The organism is Metabacillus sp. cB07 (assembly GCF_016839225.1).
Lineage (GTDB): Bacteria > Bacillota > Bacilli > Bacillales > Bacillaceae > Bacillus_P > Bacillus_P indicus.
Map to the genome: position 1 here is coordinate 1,367,865 of NZ_CP069296.1, position 16,783 is coordinate 1,384,647.

The window sequence follows — 16,783 nt, forward strand, 5'->3', positions numbered from 1 at the left end:
GTGGGATAGCATGAATACATACTTTATAAAACGCCTGATTTCTATGATTTTGACAATCTGGCTGATTATTACTCTGACGTTTGTTCTGATGCACACAATCCCGGGTTCTCCTTTTAACGAAGAGAGAGGGACGAGCGAAGCTGTCCAGCGTAATCTTGAAGCTTTCTATCATCTTGATGAACCGCTTCCGGTTCAATATGCGATGTACATGAAGTCGCTTGTCACATTTGATTTTGGTCCTTCGATCAAAAAGTCGTCACAGACAGTTAACGAGCTTCTTGGGCGCGGTTTTCCGGTGTCGTTTGAGCTTGGAATTGTCACCTTGACAGTTGCCGTATTTTCAGGAATTGCTCTTGGCGTGATTGCTGCATTGCGGCATAACGGATTTATTGATTATCTTGCCATGACCATAGCGGTGCTTGGAATTTCTGTTCCAAACTTCATTATGGCCACACTGCTTATTCAAAACTTTGCGGTCAACTGGAACATCCTTCCTGCTGCTACGTGGTCAAGCCCGCTGCATATGATTTTGCCGACCCTTGCGCTTGCAACTGGACCAATGGCGATTATTGCCCGTCTGACGCGCTCAAGCATGCTTGAAGTGCTCACTCAGGACTACATAAGAACAGCTCGGGCCAAAGGGCTTTCACCAGTGAAAATTGTTTTCAAGCATGCCTTGAGAAATGCGCTTTTGCCGGTTGTAACTGTCCTTGGAACGCTCGCAGCAAGCATTTTGACAGGAACATTCGTTATTGAAAAAATCTTTGCGATACCGGGTATGGGAAAATATTTCATTGAAAGCATCGGAACGAGAGACTATCCCGTTATTATGGGAACGACAGTCTTTTACAGCACCATCTTGATCGTGATGCTGTTTTTAGTAGACATTGCGTACGGAATTCTTGATCCGAGAATTCAAGTGTCAAAACGGGAGGGACGATAATGGAACTGAACAAACAGCACGATCCGCATCTGTCCCGGGATATTCCTGATGCGTGGTTTGCCCCTAAAGGCAAAGACAGCAAAGCAGCAGAAGCGGTTGTAAGACCGAGTCTCTCCTACTGGCACGATGCCTGGAGAAGGCTCCGGAAAAATAAACTGGCAATGACAGGCCTTATCTTTTTAATTTTTATCACATTAATGGCGATTTTCGGCCCATTGATTTCACCTCACTCCGTCAGAACCCAGGTGCTGACAGATCAAAACCTGCCTCCGTCTGCGAAATACTGGTTCGGTACAGACGAGCTTGGCCGCGATGTTTTTACAAGAACGTGGTACGGGGCAAGAATCTCCCTTTTTGTAGCGGCCATTGCTGCTCTGATTGATTTTGCAATCGGTGTTCTGTACGGCGGGATTGCAGGCTACAAAGGCGGAAAAACAGATCATTACATGATGCGCGTGGTCGAAGTTCTGTACGGGCTTCCGTACCTTCTTGTCGTCATTCTCCTGATGGTTGTGATGGGCCCGGGTCTTTTCACCATCATCGTGGCGCTTACAGTGACAGGATGGATCGGCATGGCACGGATCGTGCGCGGACAGGTCCTGCAAATCAAAAACTATGAGTTTGTCCATGCTTCAAAATCGTTCGGCACAAAAACAAGCAGGATCATCAGGAAAAACCTGCTTCCGAATACGATGGGTCCAATCATCGTTCAAATCACGCTTACTGTCCCGTCTGCCATTTTCGCAGAAGCATTTTTAAGCTTTCTCGGTCTCGGCATTCAGGCTCCGTTTGCGAGCTGGGGCGTTATGGCAAGTGATGCCCTCTCGACAATTTTAACTGGACATTGGTGGCGCCTCTTTTTTCCTGCCCTGTGCATCTCCCTGACGATGTTTGCGTTTAACGTGCTTGGAGACGGACTGCAGGATGCGCTTGATCCAAAGCTAAGGAGGTAGCAGCATGACGAAAGTACTTGAAGTTAATGATCTCCATGTTTCGTTCCAGACGTATGGAGGCACTGTAAAAGCTGTCCGCGGAGTAACATTTGACCTCCGCAAAGGAGAGACGCTTGCCATCGTCGGAGAATCAGGCTGCGGAAAAAGCGTGACATCCCAAAGCATTATGCGCCTGATTCCCGAACCCCCAGGCAGCATTGATTCAGGCTCCATTCTCTTTAAGGGAAAGGATCTGACAAAGCTGAAGGAAAAAGACCTCAGGAAAATCAGGGGCGCAGATATCTCCATGATTTTTCAGGATCCGATGACAGCACTGAATCCCACCCTGACAATCGGCGATCAGATTATGGAAGGAATCATGCAGCATGAGAGCATGTCTAAGAGCGAAGCGAAGAAAAAAGCGCTTGAGATGATGAACCTCGTCGGCATTCCAAGTCCTGAAAGCCGTCTGAAGCAATATCCTCATCAGTTCAGCGGAGGGATGAGACAGCGGATCGTCATTGCGATGGCTCTTGTGTGCGAACCTGAGGTTCTGATTGCCGACGAGCCGACAACAGCCCTTGATGTCACCATCCAGGCCCAAATCCTCGATCTGTTCAGGGGCATTCAGAAAAAAACGGGTGTCTCCATTATCCTGATCACGCATGACTTAGGGGTTGTTGCCCAAGTCGCTGACAGAGTAGCAGTCATGTATGCAGGTAAAGTGGTGGAAGCAGGCTCAAGAAGAGAAATCTTCTATCAGCCGCAGCACCCTTACACAAAAGGGCTTCTCCGCTCGATACCGAGACTTGATATCGAAGGGGAAGAGCTAATCCCGATTGCGGGTTCGCCTCCTGATCTGTTTTCGCCTCCGCAGGGATGCCCGTTTTCCGCAAGATGCGAGCATGCAATGGAGGTTTGCGACAGGGTTTATCCATATACTTCAGCCCTGAGCAAAGAGCACCACGTAGACTGCTGGCTGCAGGACAGCCGGGCTTTAGCCGCAGCATCAATGAAATAACATATAAATCAAACAATAAGAGGGGGAAGATTATGAAAAAGTGGTTGGCAATGTTCCTGACGGCCATGCTTGTATTTGTGCTTGCAGCATGTACAGCTAATGAGAGTGCAGGAAAAGAAACAGGCAAAAAAGAAAAAGACGAAGAGAAGATTTTGCATTTAAACAACGGGGCTGAACCTACATCCTTTGATCCGGTCATCGGATTTGATGCGGTTTCCTGGAATGCTCTGAACAACCTTATGGAAGGTCTTACCCGTCTTGGCAAAGACCACGAGCCTGAAGCGGCAATTGCTGAGAAATGGGATGTGTCGGAAGATGGCAAAACATACACATTCCACATTCGCGAAGACGCTAAATGGTCAAATGGCGACGATTTGACAGCAAACGATTTCGTTTTTGCCTGGAAGCGTCTATTAAACCCTGAAACTGGATCTGGTGCAGCTTTCCTCGGTTACTTCATTGAAGGCGGAGAAGCTTATAACAGCGGAACTGGATCAGCAGATGATGTAAAAGTAAAAGCAGTTGACGAGAAGAAATTTGAAGTGACATTAATCAGCCCGCAGGCTTATTTCCTTAGCGTGATTGCAAATCCTGCCTTTTTCCCGGTAAACGAGAAAGTGGCAACAGAAAATCCTGAGTGGTTTGCAGAAGCCGATTCATTTGTAAGCAACGGACCTTTCACACTTGAGTCATGGGAGCATGATAAAGAATTTGTCATGAAGAAAAACGATCAGTACTGGGATGCAAAAAACGTGAAGCTTGACGGCGTTCACTGGGCAATTGTAGAAGATACAAACACAGAATTCCAGCTTTACCAAACTGGTGAGCTAGATACGTCTGACGTGCCTGCTGACCTTGCGGATACTCTTTTTGAAGAAGGAAAAGCAAATGTTGAAGAGCAGGCGGGAGATTACTTCTACCGCATGAACGTTACACTTGAGCCGTTCCAAAACAAAAACATCCGCAAAGCTTTTGCTATGGCGGTTGACCAAAAGCAAATCGTTGATTTTGTAACGAAGAACCAGGAAACAGCAGCTTACGGCTTTGTATCTCCTGGATTTAAAGATCCTTCAGGAAAAGATTTTCGTGAAGTCAGCGGCGACCTTGTCAAAACGGACGCAGCTGAGGCAAAAGCACTTTTAGAAAAAGGCATGAAGGAAGAAGGCTATGAAACACTTCCTGAAGTAACACTTACGTACAGCACAGATGACACACACAAAAAGATTGCAGAAGCTCTGCAGCAAATGTTCAAAGAAAATCTTGGCGTGGACGTGAAGCTTGCAAATCTTGAAGCAAACGTATTTGCAACAGACCAAAAAGCACTTAAATTCCAATTGTCACGCAGTTCGTTCCTTGCTGACTATGCAGATCCTGTGAACTTCCTTGAGAACTTCCAGACTGGCCACAGCATGAACCGCACAGGCTGGACAAACGCTGAGTACGATAAACTTATCAAGGACTCGAAAAATGAATCAGATGAAACAAAACGCTTTGAAATGCTTTACAAAGCAGAAAAGATCTTATTTGATGAGGCACCGATCATTCCAATTCATTTCTACAACCAAGTGTACCTTCAAAATGAAGATGTATCAGGCATCGTCCGTCACCCTGTCGGATACCTTGAACTGAAATGGGCAGATAAGAAGTAAGCTGTGCAAAAGGGGTGTTCACACGAACACCCCTTTTGTCTATAAAGGAGAATGAACCATGATCAAAGCTCAAGCGTTAAAAAAAGGAGACACGGTCGGAATTATTTCCCCGGCAAGTCCCCCGAATAAAGAAAACCTGAAACGCTCTCTCTCATTTCTTGAAAAAAACGGACTGTCGTACCGGTTTGGAAAGCACGCTCAGGACGAGTACGGCTATCTTGCAGGAAGAGATGAAGACAGGGCAGCAGACGTGAACAGCATGTTTGCAGATGAAAGCATCCAAGGGATCATTTGTGCATGCGGCGGATTTGGAACGGCGAGAATGGCATCTCTTCTAGACTATGAGGGTATAAAGAAGAATCCTAAAATCTTCTGGGGATACAGTGATATTACATTTTTACATACAGCCATCAGGCAAAATACCGGCCTTGTCACCTTCCACGGACCAATGCTGAGTTCTGATTTTGGAGAAGAAAAAGGCGTTTTGCCGCTGACAGAATCCTATTTTCAGCAGCTGTTTGACGGCAGCAGCATCACATATGACGAATCAATTTCTCCTCTTGAGATCATGACAGAAGGGGAGGCCGACGGTGAGCTTGTGGGAGGCAATCTTTCCCTGCTTGCAAGCTCACTTGGAACACCATTTGAGATTGATGCTGCCGGAAAACTGCTTTTGATCGAAGATATTGATGAAGAGCCTTATGCGATTGACCGGATGATGAACCAGCTTTATTCAGCGGGCAAACTGACAGAGGCAGCAGGCATTGTCGTGGCAGACTTTCATAATTGCGTTCCTCAAAAACGAAAACGCTCCATTCCGCTTGACGAAGTGGTGGCTCACTATGTTGCTCTATCAGGCAAACCTGCCATAAAAGGGTTCAAAATCGGACACTGCAGTCCCAATATTGCTGTGCCGCTCGGAACAAAAGCTGTCATGAATACGAAAACAAAAACGTTAACCATCCAAAGCGGAATCTCAGGAGTCTGATGATGATGAAAATTGAAAGAATCGAAACATTCAAAGCAGCGGTGCCTCTTATCAAGCCTTTTAAAACGGCGCTCAGAACGGTTGTCACTGCTGAAACCGTTCTTGTGAAAATTACTTGTTCAGAAGGCATAACCGGGTGGGGAGAAGCACCCCCTACCCATGTCATTACAGGGGACAGCACAAGCAGTATTGAAGGCGCCATCCATCACGTTCTCAAACCATTTTTAATCGGAAAAAATCTCGTAAACTATGAAGGTATTTTCCAGGGAATTCAAACAGTTCTTGCAGGTAATTCCAGTGCAAAAGCGGCAGTGGATATCGCTGTTCATGACTGTCTAGCAAAATACAGCAAGCTTCCTCTCTATCAATATCTCGGCGGATACAGGCAGGAGCTTGAAACCGATTTTACAGTGAGTGTAAATGATGTCCAGGAAATGGGCGAGGATGCCGTGTCGTACGTCCAAAAGGGCTTCAACGTTCTGAAAATTAAAGTGGGTCTCGGAGACAGCAGTCTCGATATTTCAAGAGTGAAGGAAATTCGCAGCAGGGTCGGCCAGGGTATTAAGATCCGCCTTGATGCCAACCAGGGATGGAAGCCGAAGGAAGCTGTGAAGGTTATACGGAAAATGGAGGATATGGGTCTTGATATTGAACTTGTGGAGCAGCCGGTTAAAGCACATGATATCGAAGGTCTTAAACAAGTGACAGATGCCGTGGAAACACCGATCATGGCGGATGAAAGCGTGTTTACTCCAAAACAGGCATTTGACGTGCTGAAAACGCGAAGTGCGGACATGATCAACATCAAGCTTATGAAAGCAGGCGGAATCTATCAGGCATCAATGATCAGCCGATTTGCAGAAGTATGCGGGGTGGAATGCATGGCCGGCAGCATGATCGAAACGAAAGTCGGCATAACCGCTGCTGCTCATTTTGCGGCAGCAAAGAAAAACATTACCCGTTTTGATTTTGACGCTCCTCTGATGCTTGCAAAAGAAATCGTAGAAGGCGGAGTCAAATATGACGGCAGACACATGACATTTTCAAAAGGAAATGGACTTGGCATTACAGATGTATGGATAAATGACGGGGAGGCCCTCTCGATATGACAGGAAAAAAAGGAAGAGTAACAGTTGCAGCAGCAACCATCTGGACAGATAAGAACTCACCGAGGGAACTGGATGAAAAAGCCGTGTCAAATCCGGCCGACCTTGATGGCTGGCTGAACGAGCTGACGCATGAAACAAGACTTGCGCTATGTGATGAAAACCGGATTCAGACGCAGGCACTTTTTGGAGAAGAGGTTCTGATCCTTGAAGAAGAAGATGGCTTCGCGCACGTCATCGTGCCGAGTCAGGCTTCTTCAAAAGATGACCGCGGATATCCGGGATGGATGCCGCTCGCCCAAATTGCCGCAGGGGAAGAGGAGAGCACCGGACCGATCGCCGTTGTGCAAAGCAAGAAGACGATGCTGTTCTCTAAAGAAAAATCCCCTTTATTTGAGCTGAGCTTCCAGACGATTCTGCCGGTTGAAAAGGAAGACACTGATTGGATCAGTGTCAATACGCCACTTGGCACCTGCCTGCTGAAAGCAGAAGATGTATCCATTTCCGGTTCGTTTGATGAGATCCCTAAAGGAAACGGTGCAGATATTGTAAAAGATGGCGAGCGATTTCTCGGCCTTCCATATCTTTGGGGGGGAATGAGCAGTTTTGGGTTTGACTGTTCAGGATTCAGCTATACGATGTGCAAAGCAAACGGGTATATCATTCCCCGCGATGCCCATGATCAGGCAGCATCAGGAGAGAAGGTTGAACTCCATCAGCTTGAGCCCGGGGATTTGCTGTTTTTTGCCTATGAAGAAGGAAAAGGCAGCCTGCATCATGTCGGGATCTATTATGGAGATGGAAAACTTCTGCACTCTCCTAACACAGGAAAAACAATAGAGATACTTGAAATGGCAGGAACGATTTACGAGAAAGAACTATGTGCAGCCAGACGCTACTTTCAGAAGACGGAGGGATAACAGTGGAGAATTTGCTTGAAGTGCGCAATCTGAAAAAACATTTTCATCTTGGCAAAGGGGCAACGCTGAAAGCGGTAGACGGAATTACCTTTTCAGTGAAAAAAGGAGAAACATTCGGGATCGTAGGTGAGTCAGGGTGCGGCAAATCAACAGCCGGAAGAACTATTCTCGGACTTTACGATCAAACAGATGGAGAAGTTATTTTTAACGGAAAAAACATCCATCAGCTCAAAGGAAAAGAGAAGTTTTCCTTTTACCGCCAAATGCAAATGATTTTTCAGGATCCGTATGCATCTCTGAATCCAAGGTCCACCGTTCTTGAGATTATTTCTGAACCGATGGAAGTTCACGGGATGTACGGCAGCAAAAAAGGGCGAACAGAAAAAGTGTATCAGCTCCTCGAGGATGTTGGCCTGAACCGGGATCATGCCAACCGCTATCCGCACGAATTCAGCGGAGGCCAACGACAGCGGATCGGAATCGCGAGAGCCCTCGCCCTTGATCCCCAGCTGATCATTGCGGACGAGCCGATTTCAGCACTGGATGTTTCCGTCCAGGCTCAAGTCGTCAATTTGATGAAACGCCTGCAAAAGGAAAAAGGACTGACATATGTATTCATCGCGCATGATTTGTCCATGGTGAAACAAATCAGCGACCGCATTGGGGTAATGTATCTTGGGCAGATGGTCGAGCTTACGGAAAGCAGCAGCCTTTATAAAAAGCCGCTTCATCCATATACACAGGCACTCCTGACGGCTATCCCGATACCGGACCCTGATGTTGAAGATAAGCGGGAGAGGATTATTCTTCAGGGAGAACTGCCGAGTCCAATGAATCCTCCAAGCGGATGTGTCTTCAGAACACGCTGCGCCTATGCGATGGAAGCATGTTCTGTCAAAAAACCGGAGTTTCGGGAAGTGGAAGAAAATCACTACGTTGCCTGCCATTTATATGATGCCGGCATAGTCGGCAGCAGCGGCTCAGAGCAGATTGCAGCTGCAAAAAAATGAACGATTTCGTAAAGAATGCAGCTGACATTTTATCGAGTTGTCCTGGACGGGCGGGTGCATGTTTCTCGTGGAACGGTGAATGGCTCGAAGCCGGAAGCAGTGATGTTTTCTCATCTGCAAGCCTGATTAAGCTGCCGATTCTTCTCACAGCATTCAGGCTGGCTGAAAAGGGAAATCTGGATTTGAATGAAAAGGTGAAGCTGCGTGATGTTGAAAAAACCGGCGGTGCCGGTGTCCTTCAGGCTTTATCAGAGGATGCCGTCTTATCAGTACAGGATCTTTTAACACTTATGATCACTGTTTCTGACAATGCCGCGACCAATTGGGTGATTGAAAAAATCGGCATGACTAAAATCAATGAAACTATTGAGGGTCTCGGCCTTGTCGATACGAAGCTTAACCGGAAAATGATGGACCTTGATGCCATCCAATCTGGAATGGATAATTTCACATCACCGGCAGATATGGTGAGATGCCTTCAGGCTATTAACGAGGGTGATTTTGTCTCTGAAGATAGCAGACAGAAGATGCTTGCCATCCTGCAAAAACAGCAGTTTACTGATAAACTTCCTTATAACATGGATAAAGACCTGATTTACGCAGGTAACAAAACAGGCGAACTCCCCGGAATTGAGCACGACTGCGCGATCATAAAGTACAGAGATACAACGGTGTATGCTGCTGTAATGATTGATCAGCTCGAACAGAAAGAATGGGGAAGAAAAACAATTAGTGAAGTTGGAAAGCTGATTTATGAGAAGCTGCTGGTCGGGAAGGGCTGATGAGTTCTGATAGGAACCGTCAAGCGGTGTGAAAATCTGATTTGATGGGACTTATCGGTGAGATTGGAACCATCAAGCGGCGGAGAATCTGATTTGATGTCACTTATCCGTGAGATAGGAACCATCAAACGGCGGGAAATCTGATTTGATGTCACTTATCGGTGAGATAGGAACCATCAAACGGCGGAGAATCTGATTTGATGGCACTTATCGGTGAGATAGGAACCATCAAGCGGCGGGAAATCTGGTTTGATGGCACTTATCGGTGAGATAGGAACCATCAAACGCAGGGAAATCTGATTTGATAGCACTTATCACGGAGTTTGGAACCATCAAGGGGTGGAAAACCTGGTTTGATGGCACTTATCGTTAGAGCACGGTACCATGATTGACTGAACTATACCAAATGAATGGTACCGGTATTGACACTATCAGTAATCAAAATGATCCCAAACAAAAAACAACCGGCAGCTGTTACCCAGCTGCCGGTTGTTTTTTATGATGAGAACTTGCCTGTCACCAAAGGAAATTCCATATAGAAAACCGTTCCGTTTTCATCACTTTCTGCTGACATTGTTCCCTTATGATTCTCAATGATTTTTTTCGAAACGGACAGTCCAAGGCCTGTGCCGCTGTCTTTTGTAGAGAAGAAAGGATCGAAAATATGGCAGATCGCAGACGGGATGATGCCGCTGCCGTTATCCTTGAAAGCAACCTGCAGACGGTCGCCGGTCACAGCCGCAGTTAGTTGTATGATGAGCGGGTCTTTCTTTTTAGCCTGAAACGAGTTTTGAAACAGGTTGAGAAAAACTTGAAGCAGTTCATCTTTATTTCCGAGTATTGCGGCTTCTCTTGCCTGTGGATCAATGACAATTTCAACATCAACCCCATACAATAGAGCTTCACTTTTTAAAATTCTACCGAGGTGAACTTCGAGAAAGTCAGTTATTTTAAACGTTTCAGACCTGATCTCTGCAGGCTTTGCGATACTTAGAAAATCGGTAATGATCTTATTGGCGCGGTCGATTTCTGGAATTAGCACAGACTGAAAAAGCGCTTTTGTATCGGGGTCGGCAGATTCCTTCAGCACCTGCAAGAATCCCCGCACCGTTGTAAGGGGGTTGCGGATTTCATGGGCAATGCCGGCTGCAATCCTTCCTGCGATTGCCTGCTTTTCTGCTTCTTTAATGGCATTCAAAAAGTAAAAGGTGCCTATGACGCGCATAATCGTTCCATCTGAGTCCCGAAGAATGCGCGTGTTCAAAATGCCGTAATTTTTATCAAGCACTTCCCGGTCTACGAACTCAATGCCAGTACGGGCAGTTTCCAGGGTCAGCAGCTGCTCATCAGGGATCTGGACGAGCTCGCGCAAATGTTTTCCTATGATTGTATCTCTGTCAACGCCGTGATCTTTGGCTGCCTGAAGATTGCATAATGTAATGATGCCCGATCCGTCGATGAAGACGATATGATGGGCAACGAGGTCAAAAATATCGGATAAGAATTCTTCTGTCTGCAAAAAAGAACCGGATTCAGATGCAGATAAATAGATTCGCTGGTTAGTGTGAGCCTGCTTCTCTTCATATGTAAGCGCCCGGATTACGGGATGGCCATCCTTCTGTGTCTTGCTGACTGAAAGTTCGTGCTCAGGATTCACATACGTAAAGGCGGCGGGCCATTCGGCAAGAAGTTCTCTTAACATCTGATTTTCTTTTTTCAGAGCTTCCATTTCATTTTCTGGTTTCATGTACCTTCCTCATTAGGAAAAAATTAGTTTAACCTATAAGACTATATAACATATTGGGTTGGTTGACAATTCCTAACAGTCCAGTTTGCGAAAATAGGCGTAAGATTTTATAACAAGGTAGTTTAATATTTTGCAGGAATAGGGAATAATCTCATAAAAGCATACTTTTTATGGGGGAATTCATTTGACAGCCATCAGAAAACCGGAAGAAACATTAGCTTGCTTCAGTGAATATGATTCTTTAAAGAGGGTGCTGGTTTGTGAACCTCACTATATGAGGATTACTGAAGTCATTAACGAAACACAAAGGCATTATGCCAATGAAAATATTAACGGGAAGCTTGCAGCAGAGCAGCACCGCCAATTTGTCCGTGTTTTGACTGAAAACGGAGCAGAAGTGATAAAGCTTCAGCCTGATGAGCGATATCCAGAGCAGGTTTTTACTAGAGATATAGGCTTTACTATCGGAAAGACGGTCTTTGTTTCCGAAATGGGCCAGGATATCAGAAAAGGTGAGGAGACGGTGCTCAGAGAATGGCTGGATGTTCAGGGATATCCAATGGTCAGCCTTAATGACCACCGGATTGAAGGCGGTGATGTGATCATAGACTGCACAACCATTTTCGCAGGGGTAAGCGGCAGAACGTGCATGAGTGCCATCGAAAAACTCCAGGCGGAAGCGCCGGCGTTCCAGGTGATACCGGTGCCTTTTAAAGAAAAATATCTCCATCTTGACTGTGTGTTTAATGTTCTTTCAGAAAAAGAGGCGCTCGTATACAAACCGGCTTTTGAAGAGAAAGAACTTGCCATGCTTAAGAAAAGATACACGCTGATCGAAATAAATGAATCCGAACAATTTACAATGGGAACAAATGTCCTTTCTATCGGAAACAGAACCGTTATCAGCCTTCCAGTCAACAAGGAAGTAAACAGCAAGCTGAGGGAAAAGGGTTTTAATGTCATCGAAGTGGACATCTCAGAAATCATAAAATCGGGCGGTTCGTTCAGATGCTGTACAATGCCCATCTTAAGAACGGTATAGTTGAAACAGCTGCTTCACGCAGCTGTTATTTTTTTTGAATTTATAGGAAAATAGTCAGTTTTAATAATGGTAAAAAAGGGTAAAAGATTTCCAGATTCAAGAAAATAAACATGAAAGAGGATTGATTTTATGAATGAACAAAGACCTGCAGGATTTTGGATACGGTTTGCCGCCGCAACGATCGATGGGCTGATAACGAACAGCGTGTTAATTTTGCCTAGTATTTTTTTATTGGTATCGGGAGTAAGAGAGGGACTCATTCCTGGAATTTTAGGGTTTCTAACCCTTGCACTATTAATAGGTACAATCCTGTATTTTGGAATGATGCCTGCAACCTCTTTTCAGGGAACACTTGGAAAAAAGATGCTGGGTCTGAAAGTCGTTAACGATACCGGCGGAAAAATTTCCATGGGTCAATCGTGGATCAGATACCTCGGATACATAGTAAGCAGTATTTTTTATATTGGCTACATCATGGCTGCATTTACGGACAGAAAACGGGCCCTGCACGATATGATGGCAGATACATATGTGGTTAAAGCGGAACCGGATTTACAGGCAGCTTCTGAAAAAAGACTTCAGGCATAATGGTCAAAAGCCGGCTGCACTCCAGCCGGTTTTTGTCGCAAAGGAAGATCAGCTGGACATTGCTTAAATGATGCTTTATAATTAACTTAAACGATTAAGTGAAAATGGTGAAACAATGAAAAAAGCAACAATGAAAGATATTGCTGCAGAAGCTGGTGTATCTGTTGCGACGGTCAGTTATGTACTAAACGGCGCGCAAAATCAGACCATTCCGTCAGAAACGAAGGAACGGGTGCTTGAAATTGCCAAAAAACTGAACTATGTCCCAAATCTTGCGGCAAGATCGCTCGTGAAACAAAAAACAGGCCTTGTCGGCATTCTATTGAACAGGGGAGCTGATGAAGGGGTATGGAAACGGTCCCATCAGGCAGAATTTCTCTTTGAACTGGAAAAACTTCTGACTAAACAAGGGTATCATGTTCTGCTTTCAAGTATCGATGTTGAAAAGCCGAATCTTGAAATTATTGCGGAACGGAAACTTGACGGGGTTATTCTTGTTGATGTAAAAGAGGACTTCTTCTACAGCATCTCAACCACCGTTCCATCAGGGGTTCCGCTGGTAATAGTCGACAGCGTCATTGATGATGATCTCTTTTATAAAGTCATCTTTGATTATCAGGATGCATTTCAGGCTGCGAGAAAGAAATCACCTGAACCTGCCGTTTTAATTATGGAAGCCTATCACAATGCAGGAATCACGGAAAGAATAATGAAGGATTCGGGTTTTCACAAGGATGATATTCATATTACTTCCGGTGAGAAAGATCTTCTTGCGTTCTTGGACAAAAAGAAGGGCCAGCCTGCAGTCATTCTCAATGAATTTCTTGCTTCTTCAATAAGCAGGCACAGAAACATAGAGAAGGACACTGTCATATGCACATCCGGCTGTCCTTCCATTCTGCCGGCAGGAGTGAACTGCGTCGAATTTAAAGAAACGAAGGCAGCCGCCGCGTTCAACGTTCTGTCCGATTTGATGAAAGACAACCGCGGTCTCCATCTGGAAAAATATACGTCTATTCAAGCAGAGTAAAATCTGCTCTTTTTCACTAAACTTAAACGTTTAAGTTATTTACTGGGGGAATCTACAATGATAACTAAAGAAGCAGTCTATCACCGTCCAAAAAACAATTTTGCTTATGCTTACGATAAAGACACTTTGCATATCCGCTTGCAGGTTAAGAAAAACGAGGCAGAAAGTGTGCGCCTTATATGGGGAGATCCATTTACATGGGACCAGGACAAAAACGGCGTGTGGAAATGGAAATCAGAAGAGCACGAAGAAATGACGCTGCTCGGAAAGACAGAACTGTTCGATATTTGGACAATTGCTTTAAAGCCTCCGCACAAACGGCTGAAATACGGATTTGAAATTATTGCAGGCGGCGAAAAGCTGATTTATACAGAGCAGGGTTTCATTGAAAAGAAACCTGAACATACCGGCGGCTACTTTACTTTCCCTTATATTAACGAAGAAGACATTTTTACTGCTCCTTCATGGGTTAAAGATACTGTATGGTATCAAATTTTTCCTGAACGGTTTGCAAATGGAGACGAAGCGCTTAATCCTGAAGGAGCTCTGCCTTGGGGGTAGCACGGAGCCGACTGCAAATAACACGTTTGGCGGAGATTTTGAAGGAGTCATTCAGAACATTGATTATCTCGTTAAGCTTGGCGTGACGGGCATCTATTTTACACCTATTTTTAAAGCCTTCTCAAATCACAAATATGACACGATTGATTATATGGAGATTGATCCGCAGTTTGGAGATAAAGAAACGTTTAAGCGCCTTGTTGACATCTGTCATGAAAATGGAATTAAAGTCATGCTTGATGCAGTATTCAATCATTGCGGCTATGAATTCCCGCCTTTTCAGGATGTTTTTGTAAATGGAGAGCATTCCAAGTATAAGGACTGGTTCCACATTAACAGCTTTCCTCTGAAAAAAGATGGAAAGGGTGCAATATGAAACGTTCGGTTTCTCTGAAAATATGCCGAAACTGAGAACGGGCAATCCGGAAGTAAGAGAATACCTTCTTGAAGTTGGCCGGTACTGGGTGAAGGAATTTGGCATCGACGGGTGGAGACTTGATGTTGCAAATGAAGTGTCCCATGATTTCTGGAGAGAATTCAGAAAAGAGATCAAGGCCATTGATCCAGAGGTCTATATCCTTGGTGAAGTTTGGCATGACGCCATGCCGTGGCTTCAGGGAGATCAGTTTGATGCGGTCATGAACTATCCTTATACAAGTGTTGCGATTGAATATTTCGCTGAAGGGAAAGTAACGGCAAGCGAGTTTATCAACCGTACATCTGAAGCTTTGCTCATGTATCCTGAGCAAATATCAGCAGTTGCCTTTAACCTGCTCGGCAGCCATGATACGCCGCGCATCGCGACCGTCTGCGGAGAGAGCACGGACAAAGTGAAGCAGCTCTTTACGTTTCTTTTATCTTCACCGGGAGCACCGTGCATCTACTACGGAGATGAAATCGGCCTGACGGGAGCAATGGATCCGGGCTGCAGAAAATGCATGGTCTGGGACGATGAGGAGCAGGATACAGATTTGCTAAGCTTTATTACGCAGCTGATTTCGCTCCGGAAAACGAATCCTGCATTCGGAAACAGAGGGCGGATTCAGTTCATGGAAGCGGCAGCAGAGGACGAGGTTGTCATGTATACAAAATCACATGAAGATCAAACCATTTTGTTTGTTCTAAATGGAACAGACCGCGATGCAGAAGCGGAGCTGCCTGAGAACGCTGCAGGCGGAAAATGTGTGCTGACAGGTGAAAAAGTGAATGGACCATCCGTTAAGCTGAAGCCGCACGGAATTGCTATGATTTCATACGCAACACAAATTTAAACGGCATAGAAAAACCGATGTTCCGTGCAGAATATCGGTTTTTTCTATATAAAGGATAAAAGAAACTGCTATACTTGAAAAAAAGACAAAAGAGGTGTCTGCGGTGAAAGATACAATGCAGCTTATAAAAGAACTCGTCTCCATACCGAGTCCGTCTGGAAATACGAATGAAGTGATTACATATGTTGAGAACTATTTATCCGCCTGCGGCATAGAAACAAGACGCAACCGCAAAGGCGGCCTGATTGCAACCATACCAGGCAAAGATCAGAGCCGTCACCGGATGCTTACTGCTCATGTCGATACACTTGGCGCTATTGTAAAAGAGATAAAAGGCAGCGGAAGACTGACAATCGACCTGATTGGCGGATTTACATACAATTCCATCGAAGGCGAATGCTGCAAAATTGAGACTTCCTCAGGAAAAATGTTCACGGGTACGATTTTAATGCATCAGACATCTGTACATGTGTATAAAGATGCCGGCAAAGCTGAACGCAATCAGGCGAATATGGAAATACGCCTTGACGAAAAAGTGAAGAATGCTGATGATGTCAGGGAGCTTGGGATAGAAGTCGGGGACTTTGTTTCATTTGACCCGCGGGTTGAAATCACAGACGGCGGTTTCATCAAATCAAGGCACTTAGACGATAAAGCGAGTGTGGCCCTGCTTTTAGAACTGATGAAAAAAGTAAAAGAAGAGCAGACCGAGCTTCCCTTTACAACCCATTTTTTAATTTCAAACAACGAGGAAATCGGGTATGGCGGCAACTCAAATATCACACCGGAGACGGTAGAATACTTGGCTGTCGATATGGGAGCCATGGGTGACGGCCAGTCAACAGATGAGTATACCGTATCCATTTGCGTGAAGGATGCAAGCGGGCCATATCATTACGGACTTAGAAAGCACTTAACGAATCTGGCTCAAAAGAACGGGATCGGCTATAAGCTTGATATCTACCCGTACTACGGCTCCGATGCCTCTGCTGCCATCCGTTCAGGCCATGACATCGTCCACGGACTAGTGGGGCCGGGCATTGACTCTTCCCATGCATATGAAAGAACTCATAAGGATTCACTTGAAAATACGGCTAAGCTTCTATACCATTACGTCCTATCTGAAATGGTTCTTTAATCCTGCTAAGACCCGGAGCTCATCCGGGTCTTTTGTCAATCCTTTTTACAATATT

The 16,783-nt window shown here is 45.3% G+C and carries 14 protein-coding genes and 1 pseudogene; 14 read left to right on the forward strand and 1 reads right to left on the reverse strand.

What is annotated here, in order from left to right:
* The first annotated feature begins 10 nt into the window (after positions 1-10).
* The 9 genes from JOJ89_RS06845 to JOJ89_RS06885 are packed head-to-tail and all read left to right on the forward strand — an operon-like array spanning position 11 to position 9,351.
* On the forward strand, positions 11-943 hold the full coding sequence (locus JOJ89_RS06845) for an ABC transporter permease (RefSeq protein ID WP_203289987.1): 933 nt from the start codon (positions 11-13) through the stop codon (positions 941-943).
* On the forward strand, positions 943-1,896 hold the full coding sequence (locus JOJ89_RS06850) for an ABC transporter permease (protein ID WP_029282015.1): 954 nt from the start codon (positions 943-945) through the stop codon (positions 1,894-1,896). The genes JOJ89_RS06845 and JOJ89_RS06850 overlap by 1 nt, the downstream gene beginning before the upstream one ends.
* Positions 1,897-1,900: 4 nt before the next feature.
* Positions 1,901-2,896, forward strand: coding sequence for an ABC transporter ATP-binding protein (locus JOJ89_RS06855; RefSeq protein WP_203289988.1), 996 nt, complete (start codon positions 1,901-1,903; stop codon positions 2,894-2,896).
* Between the two features lie 32 nt (positions 2,897-2,928).
* On the forward strand, positions 2,929-4,545 hold the full coding sequence (locus tag JOJ89_RS06860; protein WP_203289989.1) for a peptide ABC transporter substrate-binding protein: 1,617 nt from the start codon (positions 2,929-2,931) through the stop codon (positions 4,543-4,545).
* A gap of 58 nt (positions 4,546-4,603) precedes the next feature.
* The gene (locus JOJ89_RS06865; protein WP_203289990.1) at positions 4,604-5,533 is read left to right on the forward strand and encodes a S66 peptidase family protein; all 930 of its coding nucleotides are present in this window, start codon (positions 4,604-4,606) and stop codon (positions 5,531-5,533) included.
* Between the two features lie 5 nt (positions 5,534-5,538).
* Entirely contained in the window at positions 5,539-6,642 is a 1,104-nt protein-coding gene (locus JOJ89_RS06870) for a dipeptide epimerase (protein ID WP_203290282.1), read from the forward strand.
* Entirely contained in the window at positions 6,639-7,559 is a 921-nt protein-coding gene (locus JOJ89_RS06875) for a C40 family peptidase (protein WP_029565365.1), read from the forward strand. The genes JOJ89_RS06870 and JOJ89_RS06875 overlap by 4 nt, the downstream gene beginning before the upstream one ends.
* Positions 7,556-8,569, forward strand: coding sequence for an ABC transporter ATP-binding protein (locus JOJ89_RS06880; protein ID WP_029282003.1), 1,014 nt, complete (start codon positions 7,556-7,558; stop codon positions 8,567-8,569). The genes JOJ89_RS06875 and JOJ89_RS06880 overlap by 4 nt, the downstream gene beginning before the upstream one ends.
* The gene (locus tag JOJ89_RS06885) at positions 8,566-9,351 is read left to right on the forward strand and encodes a serine hydrolase (protein WP_051865101.1); all 786 of its coding nucleotides are present in this window, start codon (positions 8,566-8,568) and stop codon (positions 9,349-9,351) included. The genes JOJ89_RS06880 and JOJ89_RS06885 overlap by 4 nt, the downstream gene beginning before the upstream one ends.
* 496 nt (positions 9,352-9,847) lie before the next feature.
* Here JOJ89_RS06885 and JOJ89_RS06890 read toward each other — a convergent pair whose 3' ends face one another.
* Complete coding sequence (locus JOJ89_RS06890) at positions 9,848-11,098, reverse strand: ATP-binding protein (protein ID WP_203289991.1); 1,251 nt, start codon at positions 11,096-11,098, stop codon at positions 9,848-9,850.
* A 178-nt stretch (positions 11,099-11,276) separates the two neighbouring features.
* Between JOJ89_RS06890 and JOJ89_RS06895 the strand changes: the two genes are divergently transcribed.
* From JOJ89_RS06895 to JOJ89_RS06915, 5 genes and pseudogenes are all read left to right on the forward strand, one after another.
* On the forward strand, positions 11,277-12,140 hold the full coding sequence (locus JOJ89_RS06895; protein ID WP_481825273.1) for a dimethylarginine dimethylaminohydrolase family protein: 864 nt from the start codon (positions 11,277-11,279) through the stop codon (positions 12,138-12,140).
* 129 nt (positions 12,141-12,269) lie between these two features.
* Complete coding sequence (locus JOJ89_RS06900) at positions 12,270-12,728, forward strand: RDD family protein (RefSeq protein ID WP_203289992.1); 459 nt, start codon at positions 12,270-12,272, stop codon at positions 12,726-12,728.
* A gap of 115 nt (positions 12,729-12,843) precedes the next feature.
* Entirely contained in the window at positions 12,844-13,758 is a 915-nt protein-coding gene (locus JOJ89_RS06905) for a LacI family DNA-binding transcriptional regulator (RefSeq protein ID WP_203289993.1), read from the forward strand.
* A 60-nt stretch (positions 13,759-13,818) separates the two neighbouring features.
* Positions 13,819-15,590 (forward strand): annotated as a pseudogene (locus JOJ89_RS06910) (glycoside hydrolase family 13 protein).
* A gap of 115 nt (positions 15,591-15,705) precedes the next feature.
* Positions 15,706-16,728: a M42 family metallopeptidase gene (locus tag JOJ89_RS06915; protein ID WP_203290284.1), complete on the forward strand. Its 1,023-nt coding sequence runs from the start codon at positions 15,706-15,708 to the stop codon at positions 16,726-16,728.
* The last annotated feature ends 55 nt before the right edge of the window (positions 16,729-16,783 follow it).

Coding starts and splice junctions, on each gene's coding strand:
- JOJ89_RS06845 (WP_203289987.1), top strand. CDS start 11: ATGAATACATACTTTATAAAACGCCTGATTTCTATGATTTTGACAATC.
- JOJ89_RS06850 (WP_029282015.1), top strand. CDS start 943: ATGGAACTGAACAAACAGCACGATCCGCATCTGTCCCGGGATATTCCT.
- JOJ89_RS06855 (WP_203289988.1), top strand. CDS start 1,901: ATGACGAAAGTACTTGAAGTTAATGATCTCCATGTTTCGTTCCAGACG.
- JOJ89_RS06860 (WP_203289989.1), top strand. CDS start 2,929: ATGAAAAAGTGGTTGGCAATGTTCCTGACGGCCATGCTTGTATTTGTG.
- JOJ89_RS06865 (WP_203289990.1), top strand. CDS start 4,604: ATGATCAAAGCTCAAGCGTTAAAAAAAGGAGACACGGTCGGAATTATT.
- JOJ89_RS06870 (WP_203290282.1), top strand. CDS start 5,539: ATGAAAATTGAAAGAATCGAAACATTCAAAGCAGCGGTGCCTCTTATC.
- JOJ89_RS06875 (WP_029565365.1), top strand. CDS start 6,639: ATGACAGGAAAAAAAGGAAGAGTAACAGTTGCAGCAGCAACCATCTGG.
- JOJ89_RS06885 (WP_051865101.1), top strand. CDS start 8,566: ATGAACGATTTCGTAAAGAATGCAGCTGACATTTTATCGAGTTGTCCT.
- JOJ89_RS06890 (WP_203289991.1), bottom strand. CDS start 11,098: ATGAAACCAGAAAATGAAATGGAAGCTCTGAAAAAAGAAAATCAGATG.
- JOJ89_RS06900 (WP_203289992.1), top strand. CDS start 12,270: ATGAATGAACAAAGACCTGCAGGATTTTGGATACGGTTTGCCGCCGCA.
- JOJ89_RS06905 (WP_203289993.1), top strand. CDS start 12,844: ATGAAAAAAGCAACAATGAAAGATATTGCTGCAGAAGCTGGTGTATCT.
- JOJ89_RS06915 (WP_203290284.1), top strand. CDS start 15,706: ATGCAGCTTATAAAAGAACTCGTCTCCATACCGAGTCCGTCTGGAAAT.